19 protein-coding genes and 1 pseudogene are annotated in these 25595 nt (G+C 65.7%); 5 read left to right on the top strand and 15 right to left on the bottom strand.

Going from position 1 to position 25595, the window contains the following annotated elements; all coding sequences use genetic code 11:
- Positions 1-399 precede the first annotated feature (399 nt).
- The 4 genes from EMO90_RS11455 to EMO90_RS11470 form a co-directional block, all read right to left on the bottom strand.
- Positions 400-1812, bottom strand: coding sequence for an Nramp family divalent metal transporter (locus EMO90_RS11455; RefSeq protein WP_395953359.1), 1413 nt, complete (start codon positions 1810-1812; stop codon positions 400-402).
- A gap of 121 nt (positions 1813-1933) precedes the next feature.
- A complete protein-coding gene (locus EMO90_RS11460) occupies positions 1934-2734 on the bottom strand; it encodes an HNH endonuclease family protein (RefSeq protein ID WP_150354865.1) in 801 nt (266 codons plus the stop codon).
- A gap of 31 nt (positions 2735-2765) precedes the next feature.
- Positions 2766-3635, bottom strand: a complete 870-nt coding sequence (locus EMO90_RS11465; RefSeq protein WP_150354866.1) for an aldo/keto reductase — start codon at positions 3633-3635, stop codon at positions 2766-2768.
- 65 nt (positions 3636-3700) lie between these two features.
- Complete coding sequence (locus tag EMO90_RS11470; protein ID WP_150354867.1) at positions 3701-4210, bottom strand: hypothetical protein; 510 nt, start codon at positions 4208-4210, stop codon at positions 3701-3703.
- 248 nt (positions 4211-4458) lie between these two features.
- Between EMO90_RS11470 and EMO90_RS11475 the strand changes: the two genes are divergently transcribed.
- The 4 genes and pseudogenes from EMO90_RS11475 (at position 4459) to EMO90_RS11490 (ending at position 9425) form a co-directional block, all read left to right on the top strand.
- Entirely contained in the window at positions 4459-5076 is a 618-nt protein-coding gene (locus EMO90_RS11475) for an MptD family putative ECF transporter S component (protein ID WP_150354868.1), read from the top strand.
- An 18-nt stretch (positions 5077-5094) separates the two neighbouring features.
- Positions 5095-5823, top strand: coding sequence for an energy-coupling factor transporter transmembrane component T (locus EMO90_RS11480; protein WP_150354869.1), 729 nt, complete (start codon positions 5095-5097; stop codon positions 5821-5823).
- Positions 5824-5850: 27 nt separating this feature from the next.
- Positions 5851-7455 (top strand): ABC transporter ATP-binding protein, encoded by a 1605-nt coding sequence (locus EMO90_RS11485; RefSeq protein WP_150354870.1) that lies wholly within the window; start codon positions 5851-5853, stop codon positions 7453-7455.
- A gap of 147 nt (positions 7456-7602) precedes the next feature.
- Positions 7603-9425 (top strand): annotated as a pseudogene (locus tag EMO90_RS11490) (AMP-dependent synthetase/ligase).
- Positions 9426-9506: 81 nt separating this feature from the next.
- Here EMO90_RS11490 and EMO90_RS11495 read toward each other — a convergent pair.
- The 8 genes from EMO90_RS11495 to EMO90_RS11530 form a co-directional block, all read right to left on the bottom strand.
- Complete coding sequence (locus tag EMO90_RS11495; protein ID WP_150354872.1) at positions 9507-9974, bottom strand: hypothetical protein; 468 nt, start codon at positions 9972-9974, stop codon at positions 9507-9509.
- Positions 9955-10812 (bottom strand): class C sortase, encoded by an 858-nt coding sequence (locus tag EMO90_RS11500; RefSeq protein ID WP_223849843.1) that lies wholly within the window; start codon positions 10810-10812, stop codon positions 9955-9957. Before EMO90_RS11500 ends, EMO90_RS11495 begins: the two co-directional genes overlap by 20 nt.
- 117 nt (positions 10813-10929) lie before the next feature.
- Positions 10930-12702, bottom strand: a complete 1773-nt coding sequence (locus EMO90_RS11505) for an isopeptide-forming domain-containing fimbrial protein (protein WP_150354883.1) — start codon at positions 12700-12702, stop codon at positions 10930-10932.
- Between the two features lie 144 nt (positions 12703-12846).
- Positions 12847-15414, bottom strand: a complete 2568-nt coding sequence (locus EMO90_RS11510) for a SpaA isopeptide-forming pilin-related protein (protein WP_150354873.1) — start codon at positions 15412-15414, stop codon at positions 12847-12849.
- Between the two features lie 392 nt (positions 15415-15806).
- Complete coding sequence (gene araA / locus EMO90_RS11515; RefSeq protein ID WP_150354874.1) at positions 15807-17324, bottom strand: L-arabinose isomerase; 1518 nt, start codon at positions 17322-17324, stop codon at positions 15807-15809.
- 95 nt (positions 17325-17419) lie between these two features.
- Positions 17420-18112 (bottom strand): L-ribulose-5-phosphate 4-epimerase, encoded by a 693-nt coding sequence (locus EMO90_RS11520; RefSeq protein WP_150354875.1) that lies wholly within the window; start codon positions 18110-18112, stop codon positions 17420-17422.
- 50 nt (positions 18113-18162) lie between these two features.
- Positions 18163-19797, bottom strand: a complete 1635-nt coding sequence (locus tag EMO90_RS11525; RefSeq protein ID WP_150354876.1) for a xylulokinase — start codon at positions 19795-19797, stop codon at positions 18163-18165.
- Between the two features lie 321 nt (positions 19798-20118).
- Entirely contained in the window at positions 20119-21498 is a 1380-nt protein-coding gene (locus EMO90_RS11530; protein ID WP_150354877.1) for a sugar porter family MFS transporter, read from the bottom strand.
- 533 nt (positions 21499-22031) lie between these two features.
- Between EMO90_RS11530 and rplS the strand changes: the two genes are divergently transcribed.
- On the top strand, positions 22032-22400 hold the full coding sequence (gene rplS / locus EMO90_RS11535; protein WP_150354878.1) for a 50S ribosomal protein L19: 369 nt from the start codon (positions 22032-22034) through the stop codon (positions 22398-22400).
- A 129-nt stretch (positions 22401-22529) separates the two neighbouring features.
- Here rplS and EMO90_RS11540 read toward each other — a convergent pair whose 3' ends face one another.
- The 3 genes from EMO90_RS11540 to lepB form a co-directional block, all read right to left on the bottom strand.
- Positions 22530-23645, bottom strand: a complete 1116-nt coding sequence (locus tag EMO90_RS11540; RefSeq protein WP_223849844.1) for a LacI family DNA-binding transcriptional regulator — start codon at positions 23643-23645, stop codon at positions 22530-22532.
- Positions 23646-23855: 210 nt separating this feature from the next.
- On the bottom strand, positions 23856-24626 hold the full coding sequence (locus tag EMO90_RS11545) for a ribonuclease HII (protein ID WP_190972099.1): 771 nt from the start codon (positions 24624-24626) through the stop codon (positions 23856-23858).
- Between the two features lie 56 nt (positions 24627-24682).
- Positions 24683-25507: a signal peptidase I gene (gene lepB, locus EMO90_RS11550; protein ID WP_150354880.1), complete on the bottom strand. Its 825-nt coding sequence runs from the start codon at positions 25505-25507 to the stop codon at positions 24683-24685.
- Between the last annotated feature and the right edge of the window lie 88 nt (positions 25508-25595).

Here is a 25595-nt window from a genome sequence, read left to right on the forward strand (position 1 = left end):
GAGCGTCACCGGGAGCGGGCACCCCGTCACCTGGAGCGAATCACGTCACGCGGAGCGGGCGCGCCCGGTGACGGGCCTCGAAAACCGTTGCGGCACAAGGCCTTCTGGACCGCGTCACCGGGAGCGATCGCGCCGCGTGACGTTCAGGCCGCGCCAAGTGACGCAAGTCGCGCCCCGTGACGATTTGTTCGCACCCCGTGACGCCGCGTTCGCACCATGTGATGCCCACCGCGCCATGTGACGCCCGATCTACGACCAGTATCGATCGGAGCGAGAGGATTAAGGATCCTTCGGCTTCGCCCTACCAGGCTACGCTCAGGATGACGAAAGAGGCCCCGCTCCGTTCAGGCAGGATGGCGAAAAGCCCCACGGGCGGAAAGGCCACACCGCCACCCGGTCCTACGCGCGGCCGGTCATGGTCAGGAACACCAGCAGCACGTTGAGCGCGATGATCAGCACCGCCACCACAATGAAGATCACATGCTTCACCATGCCGTCCACATACTCGCCCATCAGCGCGCGATCGTGCGTGTACCGCATGAGCGGGATGATCGCGAACGGGATGCCGATCGACAGGATCACCTGGCCCACCACCAGCGCCATCGTCGGATTCGGCGCGAACCACAGCACCACCAGCGCGGGCACCAGCGTCACCACGCGGCACGCCCACATGGGCGCCTTGACGTGCAACAGGCCGCGCATGATCTCCGCGCCCGCATACGTGCCCACCGACGTGGAGCTCAGCGAGGAGGCGAGCAGGCCGATCGAGAAGATCACGCCCACCGTGGGCCCCAGAACCGTGACGATCGCACGCTGCGCGCCTTCGATCGAATCGGTGCCCTGCATGCCGTACAGGCTGTTCGCGGCGATCAGTAGCAGCGAGAGGTTCACGGTGCCGGCCAGCAGCAGGGCCCACACCACATCGACCTTGGAGCCGTTGAGCAGTCTGCGCACGCTCGGCTTCTCCTGACCGCCCGCGTAGTGGTCGTTGACCAGCGTGGAATGCAGGTAGATCGCGTGCGGCATCACCGTGGCGCCCAGCATGGAGGACGCCATGAGCACCGAGTCCGTGCCGCTGAAATGCGGGACCAGCCCGCCCAGCACCTCGCCGGGATCGGGCGGAGCGATCACCAGACCGGCGATGAATCCGAACGTGATCACCAGCAGCAGCGAGATCACGATCTTCTCGAACACGCGCTGGGTCTTGCCGCCCTCGAACATGAGCATGACGGTAGACACGGCGCCGATCACGCAGCCGCCAACGAACAGGGGCAGATTGAACAGCAGGCTGAGCGCGATCGCGCCGCCGATCACCTCGGCCAGATCGGTGGCGATGGCGATGACCTCGGCCTGCATGAAGAACATGAACCGTCCGGCGTCGCTCATCCGCTCGCCCAGGATCTGCGGCAGCGATTTGCCGGTCACGATGCCCAGTTTGGCGGACTGGTACTGGATGAGCACGCTCATCATGTTGGCGAGCACCAGCACCCACACCAGCAGGAACCCGTACCGCGCGCCCGACGTGATGTTCGCGGCCACATTGCCCGGATCCACGTAGGCCACGGCCGCCACGAAGGCCGGTCCCAGAATGCTGGCGAGCGCGTGACCCTTGTGCTTCCCCTCGCCGGCCTCACCCGCACGGCCTCGCTCCACGTCGATCTCCGCAGCGTGCCCCTCCACGCCCACGTCCACGCCCAGCTGGCTTCCCGAACTGGCCAGCACGATGCGGTCCGCCCGATTGCCACGGGAACGCCTGCGCTGCTTGGGGAACTGCTCGGTCTCGCCTTCCCCGTCGACCGTTCTGTTCGTGATGTTATTCTCGCTCTCCATACCTGATTCCGATCGCTTCCTTCCCAGTGCTGCCCCTGTTGTACCGCACCTTGAATGCAAATGTGTAACCCGGGCGCGTGTTCGCGCGCGTATCCTCCAGTCCTCAGTCCTTCGGCACCGTCTGCCCAGGGCACCCGTGCAGCACGCCCAGCATGGCCCGCTTCTCCGCGCTCGTCACGCTCAGCCCGTATTTGGCCTTGACGCCGATCTGCCGCGCCACGTACGCGCATCGGTACGCCCGGTTCTCCGGCAGCCAGTACGCGGCCGACGCGCTGCCCTTGTCCTCGTTGGCCTGACCGTCCACGGCGAGCAGGTTGTACGGATCGTTGCCGAATTGGATGCGCCTGGCCGCGGACCAGTCGCTCGCCCCGGACTTCCAAGCATTCTCGAGGGCCACCACGTGGTCGATCTGCACGGCCGCGCTGCTGCCCGCGCCGCGCGTGAACCGGATGATCCGGCCGGTGTACGGGTCCGCCAGCAGACCGGTGTTGACCTTGCAGCCGCCCGGTGTGGTGGTCACGTCGGTCATGTCCCGCTTGAGCACGGCCTCGCGCACATCGCATCCGTCGCCGTCGGCATCCGTGGATCGGAATCCGAACGCATCGCGATCGTATTGCGCCGCAGGCCGTGGATCATCCGCCACCTTCAGCGTGGACAGGCGGTCGGCCGCCTCGCCCGTGGCCGCGTACCGTCCGGTGATCGCGCCGATTTGGGGGCTGATCCTGGGCAGCAGCAGACCGGCCAGAACGCCCACGATCGCGGCGGCAAGCATGAGGATCAGCAGGCGTTCGACGGGCGTGGTCCCCCACGGGGCGCGGCGGTATCGGGCCGATCGCCCGGACGGACGCCTAGGCGATCGCCCGGATGGCCAGCGATCCCGTCCGCCGCCGAACCGCCCGGTCATGATCCCAGCCGCCGCATGCCGATGCAGGCTGTCAGGCGTAGGAGAACGTCATCGGATCATGGCCCATGCGTCCGTCGCCGTCCAGGGCGCTGATCGCCGCATGTTCCTCGGCGCTCAGCGCGAAATCGAACAGTTCGATGTTCTCGCGCTGGCGTTCCGCGTGCACGGACTTGGGGATGATGATCGTACCGTTCTCGATGTGCCAGCGCAGGATCACCTGCGCCGGGCTCTTGCCGTGGGAGGCGGCGATGCGTTCGATCGTGCCGTTCCCGGCCTCGAGATCCTTGCCGCGGGCCATGGGCGAGTAGGCCTCCACGGCGATCCCGTGCTCCTTGCAATAGGCGACGGTCTCGCGCTGCTGCCAGGTGGGGTGGATCTCCAGCTGGTTGATGGCCGGCCATTCGCCGGTCTCCTCGTGCAGGCGCTCCAGATGCTCGGGCAGGAAGTTGCACACGCCGAGCGTCCTGATGCGGCCCTCGTCGCGCAGCCTGGCCATGGCCTTCCAGCTGGTGTCGCTGCGCCAGTCGAACGGGGTGGGCCAGTGGATCATGTACATGTCCACGTAGTCGAGCCTGAGCAGGCCGATCTGACGATCGAACGCCCTGAGCGCGGAATCGTAGCCCTGCTCGGAGTCGCGCAGCTTGGTGGTGACCCACAGGGACTTGCGCGCCTCGCCGGATGTGAAGCCGGCGGCCTGAAGCGCACGGCCCACGCCGCCCTCGTTGTTGTACCCGGCAGCGCCGTCGATGTGGCGGTAGCCGGCCGCAAGCGCCGATTCGACGACCGGGACCACGCCCTCGTCGTCGATGCGCAGCACGCCCAGTCCCACCTGCGGGATGCGGTTGCCGTCGGCGAGTTCGATCATCGGCACCTTGGCCGCGTCCTTGTCCAGTTCGCTCATGCTCTGCTCCTTTTCAACGGTTCCAGCGGTTTCAACGGTTCCGGCGACGGTCGTTCAGCGCCGGTTCAGCGGTAGTCGACGTCCCAGGTGATGTGGCGCTCGTGCTTCATGAAGCACCAGGCGGAGACGCGATCGGCGTCGGTGTCGCCCATAAGCACGCGCGTGGCCATCACGGTCTGCGCGCCGAAGGGCAGCGCGGCGAAGTGGGCGTAGGCGTTCCAGCCGTCCTCGGCGGTCGCGTGCGTGTCGTGATCGTCCGTGTAGCCGTAGCCGGCGGCGTTGGACCAGCCGAAGAAGCACAGGCCCCACGCGCGGTGCTCGTCCAGATCATGCTCGAAGCGGTTGGCGGCCTGGATGTCGTCCTCCGTGGCGCCGTACCTGCGGGCGCGATCATCGGCCAGCTCACGCCAGTCTTCGGGCACGGACTCGGGGAACGCGACGGTGTGGGGCAGGGCGCTTTCGGGCACGATGCGCATCGGCGTGCCGCTGGTGACGCCGGACAGCAGCAGGCCCAGATCGCGGGCGGGCGTATTCGGCGCGATGTTCGCCAGCACATCGGACAGATGATCGGTCATTGGTCTCCCCTTAGCTCAAGTCTCACCACGGTTCCGGATGCGATTATATGCCGGCCCCTCATACCGGGCGGCGCGCGGGACCGCCCGTCGACAGCCCACCGCGCCGCAAGTCGAAAGCCCGCCGCACCGCGACTCGCGTAGCATAAAAATCCGTCAAAAACAAGTAGTGACTTTTACTTCCCGTTCCCCTACAGTTTGGTTTCAGTACGCCTTTTTCCATTCAATCCAGCGAAACGAAACGAGCAACCATGACCAATACCACTGCGCCCGCGGCCAAGTCCGGCGAGGGCAAGCTGAACACCCGCGACTACATCTACATCGGCGTCTACACCGTCCTCTACTTCGTGCTCATCTGCGTGGCCGCCATGATCGCGAACCTCATTCCCGGCGGCCAACTGTTCATGGGCCTCGCGTGCGGCATCTTGGGCGGCGTGCCGTACATGCTGGTGCTCATGAAGTCCCGCCACTTCGGCGCGGTGACGATCGTGGGCGTCCTGCTCGCCCTGATCATGGGCGTCATCCACGGCAACTGGTACACCATCGTGACCGCCGTGGTCTCCGGCGTGGTTGCCGATCTGATCGCCCGCGCCGGCGGCTACCGCAAGCTCTCCCTCAACGTGCTGTCCGCTGGTGTGTTCAACCTGTGGAATCTGGGCCTGTTCCTGCCGTTCTACATCGGCCGTAACGACTACCTCGCCGCGCAAGCCGCCAAGAAGGGCGCCGAATGGGCCGAGAACATGGCCAACCTGTTCCCCACCTGGATGCTGCCGGTGATCATCATCATGGGCGTGGTCGGCGGCTTCGTGGGCGCGTGGATCGCCAAGCTGCTCATGCGCAAGCACTTCCAGCGGGCCGGTCTGGTCTGATCGCGGTTCCGGCGCCCCATGAACTTCGCCACCGCCAGCTACCGCGGCATCCTGCGGCTGGACCCGCGCACCAAGATCCTGTTCACCCTCACCGTGGGCGCGTTCTGCCTGACCATGCTCGGCGGATCGGGCGCCGCGGCCACGGTGATCAGAAGCGTGCTCACGGCCGTCTCGTTCGTGCTGCTCGCCGTGAGCGGACGCCCCAGGTCGGCCATGGTGTTCCTGCTCTGGTTCGCTCTGGCCTGGGCGGCGGCGGAATGGGTGCTGCCCCATGTTGGCGGCTTTCTGGGCTGGTTCATCTATGCGACGCTGGGCATGACCACGCAGACGCTGCCCAGCGCGGTCGCCTCGTACTGGCTGCTGTTCACCACCACGGCCGGTGAGCTGATCGCCGCCCTGCAGCGGGCCCGCGTCCCCCAGTCGGTCACCATCCCACTGGCCGTGATGTTCCGATTCTTCCCCACCGTGGTCTCCGAGGTCCGTCAGATCAACGATGCCATGCGCATGCGAGGCGTGCATCTGGGCGGCGGCAAGGCATCGGAGATGTTCGAATACCGCGTGGTGCCGATGGTCACCAATTCGGTCAAGATCGCCGACGAGCTGAGCCAGGCCGCACTCACGCGCGGGCTCGGCGCGGCCCCCACGCGCACATCCATCGCGCGCATCGGCTTCGGATGGGCCGACTGGCTGCTGATCGCCGGCTGCGCGGCCTGCTTCGCGGCCCTTGCGGCGCAGGGCCTGTTCTAAAGTCCCCCGCGGAAAAGAGGAACGACCATGATTCGCTTTGAAAACGTGACGTTCGAGTATGCCGGCGGCACGCACACCGGCGTCTACGGCCTCAACGGGGAGATCCACGCCGGCCAGACCGTGCTGCTGTGCGGCGATTCGGGCTGCGGCAAGACCACCGTGACCCGCCTGATCAACGGCCTCGCCCCGCACTACTTCGACGGCGAGCTGACCGGGCATGTGACCGTTGCCGGACTGGACACCGCCGCCGCGCCGGGCGGTCTGGCCGCGATCGCCAGGCATGTGGGGTCGGTGTTCCAGAATCCGAAAAGCCAGTTCTTCACCCTTGACGTGACCGGCGAGCTCGCCTTCGCCTGCGAGAATTTCCAGATGCCGCCGGAGGAGATCCGCGAGCGCATCGCCGCAGTGGCCAAAGACTTCCATATGGAGGACCTGCTGGACCGTCCGATCACCAACCTGTCCGGCGGCCAGAAGCAGAAGGTGGCCTGCGCGTCGGTGTCCACGGCCGGACCCGACGTGCTGGTGCTGGACGAGCCGAGCAGCAATCTGGACGCGCGGGCGATCGCCGAGCTGCGCGCGATCATCGCCCTGTGGAAGCGACAGGGCAAGACCGTGGTGATCGCCGAGCACCGCCTGTACTGGCTCGACGGGCTGATCGACCGCGCCTGGTATCTGCGTGGCGGGCGACTTGAGCGCGAAATGAGTGGTGACGAACTGCGCAATCTGCCGGACGACGAGCGCCGCGCCTTGGGTCTGCGACCGGTGAGGGCCGAGCAGATCGCCGGCGCCGCACGAATGGCCGGCATCGCGTCTCCAGCCGGATCCACGCGGGCAGGCCTCACGCGGAATGACGCCACACGAGCCGGCTCCACGCAGGCCGCCGGCGACGCGCACGCACTTTCCATGCCCGGTGCCTCATACGCCATCGACCATTTCTCCTACACGTACCGCCACGCCAAGGCCCCCACGCTGGACGTCCCGGAGGCACGCATCCCCGCGGACCGTGTCACGGCCGTCACCGGGTTCAACGGCGCCGGCAAGTCCACGTTCGTGCGCTGCCTGCAGGGGCTGGACCGCCGCTGCAAGGGCGATCTGGTGCCGCCCGCCGCTTCCGCCAAGCCGCTCGATCGCAAGGCCCGACTCAACGCCTGCTTCACCGTGCTGCAGGACGTCAACTGCGAGTTGTTCACCGAATCGGTGCTCGACGAGGTGCTGCTCGCCATGCCGGAGGACGGCGAACTCGGCAGCGAGGCTGATCGCGAGGCACGCGTCCGCGAGATCCTGGCCAGTCTGGATCTGGCGGAGGTGGCCGATCGCCATCCGCTGTCGCTGTCCGGCGGGCAGAAGCAGCGCGTGGCGATCGCGGCCGCACTGGCCTCCGGCCGTGACGTGATCATCTTCGACGAGCCGACCAGCGGTCTCGATATGCGCCACATGCGCGAGGTGGCCGGACTGATCCGCCAGCTCGCGGACGACGGCAAAACCGTGGTGGTGGTCACGCACGATCCGGAATTCGCGCTGGCCTGCGCCGATGACGTGCTTGCGATCGACAAGGGCCGGGTGGTGGACGCCTATCCGCTCGACGCCGCCGGAGCCGTGCGGCTGGCCGGGTTCCTCACCGCGAAGGTGTGACGCGGGGCGATCGCGGCAAGCGGCCAACCGCGCCGCGCCAACCCAACCGTGCATTTTTTGTAGGTTTCCACAATGCGCGCGCGCCCATCCTCCCCTATGCTTGAGTGTGGATAACCGTATAGCTTCCGAATCGAAGGAATGACAGGCATGCTGCAGGAATACACCACCCGGGCGAGTCGATGATCGTCAAGGATGACGAGACGCTGTTCTCGCTGCTCACCGAGCGCATCGCGCGCACCGGCGAGGACACGGTGATCGCAAGCCGCAAAACCGGCCCCGGCTCATGGGCCAACATCACCTCCGGCGAGTTTCTGGCACTGGTGCGTCAGGCCGCCAAGGGCTTCATGGCGTTCGGCATCGAACGCGGCGACGCCGTGACGATCTTCTCCCCCACCCGCTGGGAGTGGGGCGTGCTGGACTTCGCGCTGGCGGCGATCGGCGCGGTCAGCGTGCCAATCTACGACACGGACTCCGCCGAGCAGGCCAAGCGCATCCTCAACGATTCGACCGTCAAACTCGCCATTGCGGACAACGCCGAGCGATTCCACCGCCTGTACACGGTGATGGACGACTGCCCCGCACTGCGCCGCATCCTCATGCTGGACAACAACGCGATGGGCGCGCTGCAGGGACTGGGCGCCTCCATCACCGACGCCGAACTCGACGAGCGCATCGCGGCCGGCCGCGCCGACGATCTGGCCACGATCGTCTACACCTCCGGGTCCACCGGCGCCCCCAAGGGCGCGGAGCTGACCCACCGCAACTTCCTGTCGATCGTGCGCGCGGCCACCGAGTGCCTGCACGAGATGGTGGCCGACGACCACCCCCGTCTGCTGCTGTTCCTGCCGCTCGCGCACTGCTTCGCACGCTTCATCCAGTACGTGTCGATCGGCACCGATGACGGCGTGGTGGGATACCTGCCGGACACGCACTCGCTGCTGCCCGACCTGCGATCCTTCCAGCCCACCTACCTGCTGGGCGTGCCGCGCGTGTTCGAAAAGGTCTATAACGCGGCCTCCCGCAAGGCCGGCACCGGCGTCAAGGGCCGTCTGTTCGCCAAGGCCGCCGAGGCCGCGCGCGTCTGGTCGCGCACCGAGCAGGCCGGCGAAAAGCACACCGCCAAGCAGATCAGCGAGCACGCGATGTACGAGGCGCTGGTCTACCGCACCGTCCGCGGCGCCCTGGGTCCGAAGATCCGGTACGTGGCGTGCGGCGGCGCACCCCTGTCCGCCGATCTGGCGCACTTCTTCAACGGCATCGGCCTGCCCATGATTCAGGGCTATGGCATGACCGAAACCTGCGCCCCCTTTGCCGCCACCCGCGTCACGGACAACGTGATCGGCACGGTGGGCCAGCCCGCGCCCGGTTCCTCGGTGCGGCTCGCGGCCGACGGCGAGCTGGAGGTCAAGGGCCCGAACGTGTTCCGCGGCTACCACAATCTGCCGGAGAAGACCGCCGAGGCGTTCGCGCCGGATGGATGGCTCAAGACCGGCGATCTCGCGTCGATCGACGACGAGGGCCGCATCACGATCACCGGCCGCAAGAAGGACATCATCATCACGGCCGGCGGCAAGAACGTCTCGCCCATCCCGCTGGAGGAGGAGATCACCAAGTGCCCGATCGTGGAGCATGCGGTGGTGGTGGGCGACGCCCGCCCGTTCGTGGGCGCGCTGGTCACGCTCGATCCGGAGGGCCTGGCGGCTTGGCTGCCCACCCGCCGCCTGCCCGCGGACATGCCGATCGACGAAGCCGCCGTGAACGACGAGGTGCGCGCCGAAATCCAGACCTATGTAGACAAGGCCGACGCCACCGTCTCCCGCGCGGAATCCGTGCGCAAGTTCGTGGTGCTGGACCGCCGGTTCACGCAGGACAACGGCTGCCTGACCCCGTCGCTCAAGGTGGTGCGCCCGGCCGTCAACCGCGTGTTCGCCGAAGTGATCGACAAGGAGATCTACGGCGGCAAGCGGTAAGAATCGGCATGCCCCGGCCAGAACTGGGACGATCGGCGCCGACGTGCTGACCCGTCAGTGCTTTGGCGCGCACGTCGGCGTTCACCTCGCGGCCGTGCGCGCCAGGGCGACTCGTTCCAGCTCCTCGACCCGCTTCTCCAGCCGGTCGATCCGCTCGCGATAGGCGAGCAGCACCGCCTCCACCGAGTATTTGGAGGTGACGCGGGGCCTGTAGGGCGGATACGGCGGCATCGGCGGCGACTGCCGTTCGTCCGCGCCCAATCCGTGGCCGCATGCGATGCCCGAGTCCTCCGCACCCGGCTCACTCTCGTCCTCATCGTCCTCCTGCAGCCATCGCGCCGCGCAGCGTTCGATCCGTTTGAGGCCGATCACGCGCGGCCCAAGACCGGCGGACTCGAAGATCGCCTTGGCCGACTCGCCGGCCTTCGATCTCCTCCGGATTTCCTCGCGGAATGCATCCGTGTAGTAGATGCGCCGGCGCGACACCATGCGCACCGCGGGGATGCGGTTGAGCAGTGCCATTTGTTCGTCATCGAATTCGGTGTTCATTGTGCTTCCTTGCTTGTGATTTCTTGCTTATGGATAGTGCGCCGACTGCGGCGGCCGATCCCACTGCGGCCAGCGCGGCAAACGCCAGTCCTACCCGGCGCAGCCATACGCCGACCGGATCCGCCTGCCGCCGCACGGTCACGCCACCGGATATTGCGCTGTTGGTTTCCGCCGCATCGCCGTCCCGCTCGCCGGTGACGAGCAGCCGATGCGTGTTGATGCCGTAGGGCGTGCAGGTGACGAGTGTGATGAGATCACGGCCAGGTTGCGCGGCGAGTTTCGCCACATCGTCCGGTTCCACCACCTGAATGTCGCTCACCCGGTAGCGATGCGATTCGTTCAATACCGTGACCGTGAATGCGTCGCCGCGTTCCAGTTCGTCCAGCCGGGTGAACAATTCTGCCGAGGGCAGCCCCCGGTGCCCGGTCAGCACGCTGTGCAGCCCCGGACCGCCCACCGGCAGCGCGCTTGCCTCCAGGTGCCCTGCACCCTCGGCCAGCACGGTTTCGCCGGTGCCGTGGCGGATGGGCAAACGTGCGCCGATCCGTGGAATGGTAAGATACCCCATCACGCCGCTGCCGTCGATGTTGAGCACGGAACCGTACCCAATCGCAGCGCCCGCACCGTCCCTTCCGCCCGCGCCGCCGCCAGCTGCCAGCGAATCGTTGTATGCCCGCGCCAGCCGCCATTGCTCATCCAGATCGTCGCGACCCAGATGGGCGACGGCATTGCCGTAGTCGGCGATGGCCGCCGCCTGTGCCCGTTGCGCGACGAAGTTCGCCGCCATCGGGTACAGGGCCACGCCCGCGCCCAGCATGATAAGCAGGATGGCGGCCATGACGGGCAGCATGCGGCGTACGCGGCTAAGCGTCGTTCCGCCGTTGCGCCGGTTCCGATGCATCCGGCGCGCATGCCGTCCCGTCATCGCCGCTTCCATCCATGCCGTTGCGCGAAATCAGGCGCGAGCCGGGCCGTTGCGCCTGATCCGGGTGGCGATCAGGATCATGCCGCCGGAGACCAGCAGCAGACCGACCGCCACGAACATCACGGTGCCCACGCCGCCGGTGTTCGGCAGACCGCCCCTGAAATTCGCCACGCTGCCGAACGCGTAGCCCGGATGGCCCTTCTCCTCGTTCGCCACCGAACCGGTGAGCTCGCCGGAGCCGTCCCCGGTGGCGCCGGTGTCCGTGATGGTGAAGGACACGGCGGTGGAGGCGATCACATAGCCGTCCGGGGCCTGCTGCTCGGTGAGCGTGTATCCGCCCTGATCCAAACCGTCGATGGTCAGACGGCCCAGATTCGCCAGATCGGAGGACACGGCCAGCTCGTCCACCAGCACGATTCCGCCCGGGGCCCCGGATTCCCCGGCATCGCCCGCATCGCCGGTCTCGCCGGGTTCCGGCATCCGATAGTGGCCCTTCACCCCATCCACTTCCACCACCTGCAGTGCCTGACCATCGACGGTGGCGAGCGAGAACGTCACGCCGGTCAGCGGCTCGCCACTGGCACCGGTTTTGAGCAGACGCAGGCCGTAGGCGTACACCACCACCTCATCGTCCTCGTTCCTGTGGCCTTCAGCCTTGTAGGGGTTGTTGGAATACTGGAGCTTCACCTCGTTGCGGTTGCCGCCCGGACCGATCACCGCCGACTTGTTCACGGTGGCGGTGTAGCGCACATGCACGGTCTTAAAGCCCCGCACCGACGCATAATGATCGCCGCCCAGATCCACAAGGAAGCTGACCGGGTTGCCGTCCAGATCCTTGGCATCGGTGACGGTGAGCCCGTATGCGTCCGATTCGAGCTTGGTCTCGCCGCTGTCCGCCTGGCCGCCGTTGTCCTGGCCGCCCGTCCGGCCGGCCGAACCGTATACAGCGATCGAATCCGGATTGAGCGTAAGACCCGCATCCAGCCGATCGGCGATCACGAATCGCTTGCTGAGGGCCTTGGCTGGGAATACGGGCACATCGGCGCGCAGATCGAACGTCACCGTCTCGCCGATGCCCGCCGAATCGGAGCCGGTGCCTTTGCTGCCCCTGCCACTCACATGCCCCTCGGTCTGCTCGTTCACGGACTTGTCGATGCCCGGCAGCGATCGCTTCGCATCGATCGTCACCGGCTTGAGCTGCCAGCCGGCCTTGGGATCGTCGAGTCCAGGCGCGATGCTCGCCATCACCGCGCGGTACACGTAGGTGCCGTTGGTGATGTGAATCAGGTAGCCACCCATGGGCAGATTAAAAACGGCTGAATCGTCCTGCTCCCCCACGGTCTTTTCCCCGGCGGCTTCGGCCGTGGCCGTGCCCTGAGCGATGGCGGCGGACAGACCGTCGGCGAACGTGGCGATGTCCGTGGCGTTGGCGGGATCGGCCACCGGATCGTCCTCAAGGTCCGCGTATGGATCCGCCACGGCGCCGGCGTCATCCGCGTATCCGGCATGGTTGGCCTTCACCCATTCGGCGACGCCTCCGACCCACGTGTACTGGGGCTGGATGGGCCGGTTGGCGTCGAAATCGTAGTGGACGTCGATGACCTTGTGGACCGTGACTACGGCCCCCGGTTCCACGTTGTTGATGGTGATGGTTGCGGTGTCGTCGTGGCCGATGGCCATGGCCGGCGCGGTGAGGCCCGCGAGCGCGACGGCGGTGGCTGCGGCTGCGGCGAGGCCCGCTGCAACGGTGCGCGCGCCCGCGCGGATGATGGTCTGGATGGTTGCGATGGTGTGGTTACGCATGATGTCTCCTTCTCAAGACGGTTGCGTGATTGTGATCTGGTGCACTGCTTCGTGCGCTCGCCCATGGGGCGGAGAAAGACGGAATCCGCGACGGGCGGCAGCGAGCTCCCCCAATGGCCGCCCGTCCGTATGTGTCTGTGCCGTCTACCGGTGTCGCCTCCTTACGGTGATGATCAACGCCGCCGCGCCGCCTGCGAACAGCAGGCCGCCGATCAGCGAAAAGGCGAGGATGCCTCCGCCGCCGGTGACGGGCAGACGCTCCGGGCTTTGGACGGTGTTGGTGAAGGGAAGGCTGTCTGTGGGGAGGATCACCGCGGTTCGCGTGCCGTCGCCGGTGGCGACTTCGCGGCCGTCCACCAGCGCGCTGACCGTCAGACCGTTGGTGACGCCGGTTCCCGGTTCGCTCTCGCGCTCGCGCATGCGGATCTCCAGCGTGTGCACGGTGTCGTCGTACACAATGCCGGGTTCGCCGGTGTCCTCCTCGAGCACCCGGTAGGTCAGCGTCGCCTCGCCCTGATCGTTTTTGGCGGACTGCAGATAGGTCTGCCAGTCCAGCTGCGGCAACGTCCAGAAGGCGGTGCCGTCGCCGTCCACGTCCACGGTCGTTCCTTCCACCGGCTTCGGTGCACCGCCCTGCGGTTCGAGTGTGAAGCGGAAACGGCCCTGTTCCACGGGTTGCGGACCGGATGCGTCGTTGAGGTGCTTGTCCGCCTGCACGGTCACTTCCACGGGGTTGAATCCGTCGGCCTGGCTGAAGGCGTTGAGCTCGATGCTGCCTTCATCCCTGTAGACCACCGAGGTGTCCACCGTGTAGTAATCGTCGTCCCGTTCCATACCGCCGCGTTCGATGATGCCATTGATGGCCCGCTGCACCTGCGCGACGGAGTCCAAGGCCTCGCCGGAGAACGTCTGCGCCTCGTCCGCCCTCGTGCCAATGGTCAGCCGGCTGACGGAGTTGACCGGCGTCCATGAGGCGTCCGACTCCTCCACGGCCAGCGTGAGTTGCTTGCCGCCGTTCGCGATGAACACGTCAGCGTCACCGTAGCTGGATGCGGCGCGTGTCTCCGTGGCTTCGGAACCGTCCTGCGCGGTGAGCGTCATAGCCTCGCCGGATTGGGCGTAGTCGACCTGCCAGTCGTTGTTTTCGTCCAGTGTGCTCTGCGTGGACACCTGGGTCCAGCGGTCCGCGGTCGCGGTGACGCTGTCCTTGGTCACGATGGCCTCGGTGCCTTCGCCGCCACCGGCTGTGCCTTCCACGGTGACGTCATGCGACCGGACCGTGATGGGGATGGGCGTGGAGTCGCGCTGATAGCCCGCTGGGGCTTCGATCTCCGTCAGCGTATAGGGCACGCCTTCGGGGCTGGCGGGCAGACCGTGGACCGTGAAACCGCCATCCGGCCCGGTGATGAGCGTCATGACCCCGGCCTCGTTGGGCGCGGCGGCGGTCTGCAGCGTACCGTCGGGGTTCACCGCGGCCGTGTTGTTTGAGCCCGTATTGTCCGAGTCTGTATTGTCCGAGTCCGCGGCACTCTTCACATAGGCGCCGTCCGTGGTCTGCAGCAGATACTTGGCACCGGCCAGACCCTGGGAGGGCGTGGATGCGCTGACCTTCCTGAACGAGAAGTCGGCCAGCACCGTGGCTGTGGCGGTGTGCTTGACGGTGCTGAGGAAGCGGACGCCCAGGCCGTAGAAGTAGGCGAGGGAGACGCTGTCGGGGGAATTATTGACATCCGTATGCTGCACGACGTAGCTGTATTGGGCCATCTTCACGATGACGCCATCCTTGGATTGCGCGTCGAAGCCGGAGACCGTCCATGCGCTCGCATCGGGTTCCGACACGGTTGCGCCAACGGCCGTGCTGAAACTCCGATCCTCCTCGAACCTGGTCTGATCCAAGATCGGTTCGGTGACGAGTTCGGCAGTTGGATCCTCCTTGAGACGCTGGATACCCGCTTCCAGCCTCACGGTTTTGGGATGGGCTTCGCCCGCGCGCACGTAGGTAACGCCGGCGTGATGGTAATAGTCCTGATTAGGAGTAATCGCTGCAGTTCGCGTCGTCGGAAAGTTCTTCTCATACAGCTTCGCCGGCATGATGTGGAACGCGTTGCCACCCAGCAGCAGGTTCGGAATCCTGGTTTCCGCGGGCACGCCGGGCATGGCCAGCAGTTCAAGTCCGAGTCCTTCGGCGTTGATCTGGTACAGCCGCCCCAGATATTGCACGCCGTTGAGCATGCGGATGGGTTTGAGCCCACTGCTGCGGTATGCGGTTCCAAGGTCCCATACCAGTCGTCCTTCGCTGGTGCGACCGTCCCCGGTGAAGCCCTTGAGCACGTCCTTGGTGGGGGTGCCGCTGAGATCGCCGCCGGGGTTCTCCCGCTTGACTTCGTTGGTGATGAGTGCGCGGAGCGTTTCGTCCGGCACGAGTTCGCGCAGATCGTTCTCCCAGGTGGCGGGAAGGAGAGTGCTGCTTTCCTCGGCGACCAGAATCGCGGCTTCCGCCTTGTCCTTGCCGAGGGTGAGGATCAGCCCGCTGATCAGCAGGATGGTCGAGATGACAATGAGTACCCGTCTGAGGACGTCCTTGATGATTTCTCCGATGAGGTCCGACAGTCCGGTCCAGATGGGCTCCGGTCCGGGAGTGGGAGGCCCGTATGGCTCCTGGGCCGGTTCCTCGCGATGGTTCTGTGCGTTGATGTGGATAGCCGTCGGCATGGTAATCCCTACCCCTTCTGCTTGCGCCGATTCTGGGTTCCCTGGCTATCCCTCAACGCCGGAAATCCTTGGTCACCATAATCAACCGCCCCTGTGACACATCCCCTTCACAAAGGGGGTTCCATCATCGTCCCCGATCCCCCATGATCGGCCCCATGATTCCCTTCCTTCCCCATCACCCCCTATCCCCTTCACGACACGCCGAACGCCCCCAAAACGCAAGAAACCGCCCACCCCACAGGGGCAGGCGGTTTCCAAACGGGTTCAATAACCCCAAACCGACACGGAAATTTTCGCGGTGACGCGTGCGGCCTCAAGGCGTACCGAGGGAAGGCGTACTAAGTACGCCGACCGAGGAACAACGCCGAGGACGCTCCGTCACCGCGAAAATTTCAGTGCTGGTTGTTGAGACGGTGGTACATCTCGCTCAGCTGCAGTTCCTTCTCGAACTGAGAGGCGTTGGTGTTCTCGTCGATGACGGCGAGCTCGACGCCGGCGATGCGGGCGAAGTCCTCCCAAGCCTCACGGCCGACGGAGGTGGTCATGCAGGTGTGGTGGGAGCCGCCGGCGGTGATCCAGCACTTGACGGCGGTCTTCAGGGACGGACGCGGCTTCCAGACGGCGCGGGCGCAGGGCAGGACCTTGAGGGAGCCCTGAGGCTCGACGACGTCGACGACGTCCATGAGGAGACGGAAGCGCTCGCGCTCGTCGGCCATGGAGACGACGACGGCGCCTTCCTTCGGCTTGCCGGAGAAGACCAGGCGGACCGGGTCGGCCTTGCCGCCGATGCCGAGCGGGTGGATCTCCAGCTTCGGCTTGGCGATGGTGCCGATGGACGGGGAGACCTCGAGCATGTGGGAGCCCATGTCAAGCTCGTTGCCCTCGGTGAAGTTGTAGGAGTAGTCCTCCATGAGGGAGGCGCCACCCTCGAGGCCGTAGCCCATGACGGCGCCGATGCGGACGAGGACGGAGGTCTTCCAGTCGCCTTCGGCGGAGAAGCCGTAGCCGTACTCGGAGGGCAGGCGCTGGGCGCCGACGCCCGGGAGCTGCGGCAGGGTGCCGAGGTCCTCGAAGTTGTCGACGGCGGCGGTGCAGCCGTTGGCCTTCATCATGTTGACCATCGCGGCCTCTTCCTTGGCGGCGATGAACAGGGAGTCGTACTTGGAGTCGAGCAGAGCCGGGTCGACGTCGTACTTGGCCTTGTAGTCCTCGATGAGGTCCTTGACCTGATCGTCCTTGACGGCCTCGTAGGCGGCGACGAGCTCGTTGACGGACCAGGTGTTGATGGAGGCGCCGAAGACGCGCTCGGCCTCGGTCTTGTCGCCCTCGGTGACGGCGACGTTGCGCATGTTGTCGCCCCAGCGCATGACCTTCATGTTGTTGGAGGCGTCCCAGCCGGCGCAGGCGCGGGCCCAGGTGCCGATCTGAGCGGCGACGTCCGGATCGGTGTAGTGGCCGACGACGATCTTGCGCGGGATGCCAAGGCGGGAGACGATGTAACCGAACTCACGGTCGCCGTGGGCGGCCTGGTTCAGGTTCATGAAGTCCATGTCGATGGTCTCCCACGGGATCTCCTTGTGGTGCTGGGTGGCCAGCTGCATGAGCGGCTTGGTGAGCACTTCGAGGCCGCGGATCCACATCTTGGCCGGGGAGAAGGTGTGGCACCAGGCGATGACGCCGATGACGTTCGGGTTGGCGGAGGCCTCGACCATGAAGGACTTGACGCCGTCGGAGGACTTCAGGGTGGGCTTGAGGATGATCTTCGCCGGGATCTTGCCGGTGTTGTTGAGGTAGTCCACCATCTCGGCGGCGTTGGCGGCCACCTGGCGCAGAGCTTCCTCACCGTACAGGTCCTGCGAACCGACGCCGAACCAGATTTCCTTGCCCTCGAAGGGGTTCTCGATTGCCATAATTGGCTCCTTATTTACTTCGTTGTGGTTTGTTTCGCGTTAAGTATTTGGCGGGACCCCCAAAGGAGGGAGTCCCGGTTCGATCTCAGATCAGCTCAGTGCTGACCATACACATTTTGATAACGATCGTTCAGCTTATCGATATCCGCCTGCGGGATCTCGATGATGTCGCCAAGCTGGCGCGCCGCCCACATCGTGTGCGCGACCTCCTCGGTCATCGCGGCGGCCTTGACCGCGGCCTCCGCGTCCTTGCCGATCGTGAACGGGCCATGGTTCTGCATCAGCACCGCCGGGGACTTCGGGTACTTCTTCAGCGTCTCCACCACGCCCTCGCCGATCGCCTCGGAGCCGATCAGACGGAACGGGCCAACCGGCACCGGGCCGCCGAACTCGTCGCCCATCATCGTCAGGCCGCACGGGATGTTCTGGCCCGTGGCCGCCCACGCGGTCGCGTAGGTGGAGTGCGTGTGGACCACGCCGTACACGTCCGGCATGTTGCGGTAGATGTACGCGTGCGACGCGGTGTCCGAGCTCGGGGCCTCGGTGCCGTCGACCACGTTGCCGTCCAGATCGCACACGACCATGGAGCCCGGGGTCAGGTACTCGTAGCGCACGCCGGAGGGCTTGATCACGAACAGGTCGGCCGTGCGCAGGCGCTGCGACACGTTGCCGGCCGTCCACACGACCAGATTCCACTTGATCAGCTGCTCGTGCAGGGTCGCGACGACCTCGCGCACCTGCTTGACCTCGGCCCGCACTTCGGGACCGTAATCAGCCAACGTTGCCATATTCGGCTACCTTTCTACGTTGTTTGTTGATGTGGTTGAGTTTTGGACAGTCACTTGCTCTCGAGCTCGATGTTGCGCACGGCGCTCTTCTCGATCGCAAGGCCGGACTGGAAGCGGGCGAAGAAGTTCTCGAAGCCCTCGACGTCCGTGGGATCGGGCTCCTCGGTGGTGGACTGGGCGTCCTTGAAGACGCGCTGGTCGAGGTAGTCGGCCAGCGGCCACGGGGTGTGCCACAGGTAGTCGGCCAGCACGGCCATGCCCCAGGCGCCGCCCTCGGCAGCGGTGGACATGACCTTGATGGGGGTGTTGAACGCGGCGGCGAGGATCTTCTGCGCCACCTTCGGGGTGGTGAAGATGCCGCCGTGGCCCACGAGGGAGTCGATCTTGACTTCCTCGTCCTTGGTCATGACGTCCATGCCGATCTTGACCGGGCTGAAGGCGCTGAACAGCTGGGCGCGCATGAAGTTCGCGAGGTTCATGTGGGCCTCGGGGCTGCGGGCGAACAGCGGGCGGCCCTCTTCGAGGCCGGCCAGGAACTCGCCGGAGCGGAACGGGTAGTTAAGCAAGCCGCCGGCGTTGGCATCCGCCTCGTCGCTGATGGCCGCGCGGAACAGCGTGCCGTACAGGGCGCCGGTGCTGATGGGCTGGTCGATGGCCTTGGCGAAGTCGCCGAACAGGCCGACCCACGCGTTGAGGTCGGATGTGAAGTTGTTGGCATGGCTCATGCCGGCCAGATCGCCGGCCGGGGTGGTGACCAGATCCACTTCGGGGTGCAGGCGGGCGAGCTTCTTCTCGAGCACGACCATGGCGAAGATGGAGGTGCCGGCGGAGACGTTGCCGGTGCGCACGCGCACGGAGTTGGTGGCGACCATGCCGGTGCCGGCGTCGCCTTCCGGCGGAGCCAGCACGATGCCGGGCTGGAGGTAGCCGTCCACGTCGAGGAGCTTGGCGCCCTCCTCGGTGAGTTCGCCGGCCGGGGTGCCCGCCACGAGCGGGGTGGGCAGCAGGTCCTCGATCTTCCAGGGCTGGGCCTCGATCTGGGGCAGCGCGTCGAACTTGCGGATGAATTCGGCCTCGTAGGTCTTGGTGACGGGGTCGATGGGAAACATGCCGGAGGCGTCGCCCACGCCGAGCACCTTCTTGCCGGTGAGCTTCCAGTGGACGTAGCCGGCGAGGGTGGTGAGGAACGCGACCTTGGAGACGTGCTCCTCCTTGTTGAGCACGGCCTGGTACAGGTGCGCCACGGACCAGCGCTCGGGGATGTTGTACTGGAACAGGTCGGAGAGCTTGAGGTGGGCCTCGTGCGTGTTGGTGTTCTGCCAGGTGCGGAACGGCACGAGCAGGTTGCCTTCGGCGTCGAACGCGAGGTAGCCGTGCATCATGGCGGAGAAGCCGATGTGGCCGATGCGGGTCAGACGCTCGCCGTAGGCGTTGAACACGTCGTTGGCCATCTTGGCGTAGGCCGTCTGCAGGCCCTTCCAGACCTCGTCCAGATCGTAGCTCCACAGGCCATCCACAAGGTGGCTCGCCCACTGGTAGTCGCCGGAGGCGATGGTACGGTATTCGTCGTCGATCAGCACCGCCTTGATGCGGGTGGAACCGAATTCGATGCCAAGGGACGTGCGGCCACCGCGGATCTTCTCGGCGAACTCCTGCGGCGAAACCGGCTCTGCGTTTGCAGCCATCTGCGCTCAACTCCTTATATGTTGCCCGCGGCGGGCGGGCTGTCACGGAATGCGAAACCGTGTGCGCTAACAGACAATCGCAAGGAGCTGCAAGGCCTTGCCGGACGGACCGTTTCCGCCATAGCCCAGACCTTGCGCGCTCCTTGATTTCCCGAATTACGCCAATAGACGCCATTGTTGTTGTGAGCGCTCACAATTCCTAGTTATTAGGATACCTTATAACGCTTTGAATCGCATCGGCGAGTCTTCGATTCGCCGGGAAAATCGGCCCGACCACCCCGTTCGCGCCGAGGCGGCAACAGGATGATCGGGCCGATCGGATCACTTGGTCCAGAAGCTCTGGATCTCCTCCAAGGTCTTGCCCTTGGTCTCCGGAACGAGGAACCGCACGCCCAGGAACGCGATGAGATCCATCACGGCCCAGAAGATGAAGGTGCCGCCGCCCCAAGCGGAGAACATGACCGGGGTGAACTGGGCGACCAGGAAGTTGGCGCCCCACAGGAACACGGTGCACAGACCGGCCGCACGGCCGCGCAGATAAGTCGGGAACAGCTCGGAGATCATGACCCACGTGACCGGGCCCATGGAGAACGCGAAGGACGCGATGACCAGGCAGGCGAAGATCAGCGTGAGGACGCCGGGCCAGTTCAGCAGCATGGACAGGCCCATGAGGAAGTAGAAGACGCACATGCCGAGGGAGCCGGCGAGCATCAGCGGCTTTCGGCCCAGACGGTCGATGAGGTACATGCCCACGAAGGTGAAGACCAGCTCGACGAGGCCGATCAGGGTGGAGCACAGGAAGGAGGCGGTGTCGCCCTGGAAGATGGGCTTGAAGATGGTGGGCGCGTAGTAGGAGATGGCGTTCTGGCCCACGGCCTGGTTGAAGATGGCCAGGAAGATGCCCACGAGCATGGCGTGGGCCAGCGGGGCGCGGAACAGGTCGGACAGCTTGCCCTTGGCGTTCTCGGCGATGGAGGCCTCGATCTCGGAGGCCTCCTTCTTGGCGGAGGCGGTGCCGCCGATGCGCTCAAGCACGGCAAAGCCCTTCTCCTTGTTGCCGGACTGCAGCAGGAAGCGCGGGGATTCGGGCGAAAGGGCCAGCGCGACGAACAGGATCAGGGCCGGGATGGCACCGATGCCCAGCATCCAGCGCCAAGCGCTGTCGGCGAAGTCGGAGTGGATGCCGCCCATGCCGGCGATCCAGAAGTTGATGAGGTTGGTCAGGAAGATGCCCAGGATGGTGAGCAGCTGGTACATGGAGGAAAGCGTGCCACGGTACTTGGCCGGCGCGCATTCGGTGATGTAGGTGATGGCCAGCGAGGAGGCCAGGCCGATGCCCAAACCGCCCAGAATGCGGGCGACGATCATGGAGGTCGGATCGTTGACCATGGCGGACCACAGCGCGGCCACGAAGAAGGCCGCGGCGCCGATCAGCAGGACCGGGCGACGGCCGATGCGATCGGAGATGAAGCCGGAGACACCGACGCCGATGACGCCGCCGATCATGATGGAGGAGATGATGAAGCCCTCCATGGCCGCGGAGAGATTCCACAGCGCGGACAGGTACACGATGGCGCCCGAGATGCTGACGGTGTCGTAGCCATACAGCAGACCGGCCAGACCGGCGCTCACCGCCAGAATGACCACGTATTTCATAGAGCCCTGCTTCTCAACAGCGCCCGACTGAGCAGTCTGAGACATAGTTCTTCCTTGATTCGTTTCACCCTTTGCACGGACCCCGCGAGAGCCTGCCATGCCCTTGAGCCGGAGTCCGCGAGCAATCGATCATGATCGCTCAAGTACGATCACTCCCAACAGCCGACAGTTATGTTAGCGCTCACTATTCGTACTGTCAATTTGATAAAAAACCGCTGAAAACGCAAGGTTTCTACGGCGTGTCTTGCATATTGTCAGCGCTCTCATCAAATGATTAATCATTAACGATCATTGAACACGTAACCCTGCGTTCACCCGCGCGAGCCGACCGCCGACCACACAGCTGTCCACCCGCGTCGCTATATTGATGGGTTGCTGTGCCGAGCCGTGGGTGGCCGCATGATCCCATGGTTCAACAGGTCCAGCCGGGCGGAGCTCGCATACGGGAGCCCCCGTCTCCCGGCGGATTGGCAGGCTTCCCCAAGGCAAACCAAGGGGATTTCGCTTCGGCCGTCCGGCGCCACCGCGCCCGCCCGGCCACTGATCAGCGCTGACATGCGGCAGTGCGGAGGAACAACATGGTCAACTACATCGAGGCCTTCGACGCCAAGCACATGAAGCCGGCCGAGGAGATCCCGGCCTTCCGTCCCGGTGACACCGTCGACGTCAACGTGAAGATCAAGGAAGGCAACAACTCCCGTATCCAGACCTTCACCGGCGTTGTGATCGCCCGCTCCGGCGAGGGCGTGCGCGAGACCTTCGTCGTGCGCAAGATCAGCTTCGGCACCGGCGTGGAGCGCCGCTTCCCGCTGCACTCCCCGTCCATCGACTCCATCAAGCTCGTGCGCAAGGGCCGCGTCCGTCGCGCCAAGCTGTACTACCTGCGCAACCTGCGCGGTAAGGCCGCCCGCATCGTCGAGCGTCGCGACAACAAGGCCAACGCCTGATTCCAGGCCGATTAGCCTTCGCGGCTTCGCCGCATATCCAACGACCCGGTCCTCCGCCATGGAGACCGGGTCGTTTGCGTGGGGCGGCTGCGAGTGTTCCCGCAGACGCCTCCGCCATGGCTGCCGGAGTTACCGACTCGCCAGCCCCACCGAATCGCGCCTGACCAGTTCCGCCGTCACCAATCCGGTGCCATGCTCGGTCCGATCGAACTTCGGAGCCTCGGCCTCGCCCAGCAATGCGAGCAGGCATTCCGTGGCCAGCACGCCCACCTGCCTGAATCGCGGGTGCACGGTGGTCAGCGGCGGGTAGAGGTTGTCCGCACTGGGAATGTCGTCGAAGCCCACCACGCTCACATCCTGCGGGATGCGCAGCCCGTGCTCGTGGAGCGCGCGCATGGCGGCGGCGGCCTGATTGTCGTTCGCGGCCACAATCGCCGTGGGCAAAGCCTCACCGGCGGACCGCTTCTCATCCAGCAGGGTGGTCACCACACGGTAGGCGTCCTTGGCCTCCCAGGAATCCACGTCGAGGGCGCGCGTGGCCATGCCGAGCTTGCCGCAGTAGTGCTCCCAAGCCAGGCGTCGTGTGGTTGCATCGCGCCAATTGGACGGACCGTTCAGATACAGCGTGTCGCGGTGTCCCAGATCGTACAGCATCTGCACCACCTCATGGGTCGCGGTCCACTGGTCCATGCCCAGGAACACGACCGGCGACTTGGCGCCGCTGAGCGCCTTGGCCTCCTCCACGGTGATCGCCCCGTGCGTGGAGGTGATGATCACGCGCGGCACCACGGTCTCCATGCGCAGCGCGGCCAGCAGCGTCGCATCGGTGGGGGCGATGAACACCAGAGCGTCCACATCCTGCTCGTTCAGGCTGCGAGCGGCGGAATCGAAGCCCTGACGGATGAACTCCTCCTCCGGCACGATCACCACGGACAGGAACATGTCATGGTGGCGCACGCCGGTCTCTATGGAGGCAAGCGTGCTGATGGGGCCGTAATAGTCGATGGAGCAGGCGATCAGGCCCACGGTCCGGGAGCGCTGCGACGCGAGGGCCCTGGCCGAGTTTGAACGGCGGTATCCCAGCTGCGCGATGGCCTTCTCCACTTTGGCGCGTGTGGCATCGGAGACGTCCGGGGAATTGTTGATCACCCTCGACACCGTCTGATGGGAAACGCCCGCAAGACGGGCCACCTCGAACATGGATGGACGCTTATTGCCGCCGCGTCCTGCGCTGGCACCGCTCATGGTTCACTACTTCTTCCGTGTGCTTGCGTATTGACGTTCAAGCATACCATACGGCAAACGTTTTTCGTGAGCGTTCACTGCCGTGGCTGGCAGCGAAAACCCAAGAAAACGCTTTCATTTGAACCATACTTGCAGGGCGAATCGTGAACGCTCGCATGACCCGTCCGCCGTACGCCGACCGCCCGGCGAATCAATCGACCGCCCGGCGAGTCAGTCGGCGGCCCGGTTGTCGGTCAGATGCCAGCTCACGCGATGCAGCGGGGTCGGGCCCAGTTCGGCGATCGCCGCCCGGTGCGCCGCCGACCCATAGCCCTTGTTGCCGGCCCAGCCATACGCCTCCCATTCGGGATGATCGTGCGCGATGCCGGCCATCAGGCGATCCCTGGTGACCTTGGCGATCACGGCCGCCGTGGCCACCGTGGCGCAATGCCTGTCGCCCTTGACGCGCGTGACCACATGCGGGACCACGGGAACCACCGGGGCATCGAACGTGCCCACGGTTTTGGTGATGTAGTCGTACGGGCCATCCAGAATCGCGCCGATGCTGGGGGCTTTCTGGGATTCCGGGCCGCTTTGATGTCCCTGGTCGTTTTGGCGCTCCCGGCCGGCTTGAGTGTCGTCGCCCAGCCCCAGCGCTCGTTCGGCCTCATCAAGCGCCCGCAGCGCCGCCACGCCCAGCGCGTAGCCGATGCCCCACTCGTCGATCTCTTCGTTCGACGCGGAGCCGACGGCCCACGCCGCGCACCAATCGGTCAGCTCATCGTAGATCGCCTCACGCTTGCGCTCGGTGAGCAGCTTGGAATCGGCCACACCAGCCGGCACGTCCACGCGGCCGGCCAGCAGATCGGCCGACCGGATCACCGCCGCGCCCACCATGGCAGGGCCAGCCAGCGCGCCGCGCCCCACCTCATCGAAGCCCACGATGTAGTCCGCTCCCCCGGCGGCCAGATCGCGTTCCATGTCCAGTGTGGGGACAGGGATCGGGGCGGCTTTGCGCCCTGCGCGTCCGCCCGCGCGCTCCGTTGTGCGTTCGGGCATCAGACGGTGCTTCCGGACGCCGATGCCGATGGCACCGAGGCGAAGACTTCATGGTGTGAATCAAGCAGGCCGAACCGCCCCAGCGGCCAGTAGATCAGCCACGCCCTGCCGGACACGTTGGCCATGGGCACCAGGCCGTTGTTTCCGTCGTCCAGATGGAAGCGGGAGTCGGCGGAATGCGCGCGATTGTCCCCCATCACGAACAGGTTGCCTTCGGTCACTGTGACCTTGAACGCGAAGGCGCTCGGATCGCTGCCCTCCGCCACATAGGAGCTCTCGTCCACCGCCACGCCGTTGACGGTGATCGGGGAACCGGCTCCGGCGCACTCCACCACATCGCCGGGCAGACCGATCAGACGCTTGATCAGGTAGCCGTTGTGCCCGCTTGTATCCTCCTGCCCCAGCCAGTTGGCCGGATCCTTGAACACGATGATGTCCCCGCGCTGCAGCTTGGACGCCGGGCTGATGTGCGTGCTCAGTGTGGCCACGCGATCGTTCTTGAGGATCGTGTTCATCATGGACGACGACGGGATCCAGTACAACGGCAGGATGAACAGCCTGATGAGCAGCACCACCACCACGGGGATGCCGCACCAGATCAGGAAGTCCCTGAAACCGAACTTGTCGCTATTCGCGTTGTCGGGCTTCGCGGACTTCGCGGCTCGGATGCGGCTCCCCGGCTTGGCATGGGCCGGGCCGGATCCGGCGGCTTTCGCGGCGGGCAGCGGAGTGGGGTCGACGCCATGGTCGGCGACGGCGAACGTATGGGTGTCGCGCTCCGCGGCGGCCGGGCCGTAGGGCTGCTGAGGCTGATCAGACTGCATGTCCCTCCTTGGTGTTGTTCCCATCATACGCGCGGGGTGGCGGGGAGGCCGGTTGCGCGTCACTGATGTGCGCTGTGTCCTCTATACT

The organism is Bifidobacterium vespertilionis (genome assembly GCF_008698145.1).
Taxonomy (GTDB): domain Bacteria; phylum Actinomycetota; class Actinomycetes; order Actinomycetales; family Bifidobacteriaceae; genus Bifidobacterium; species Bifidobacterium vespertilionis.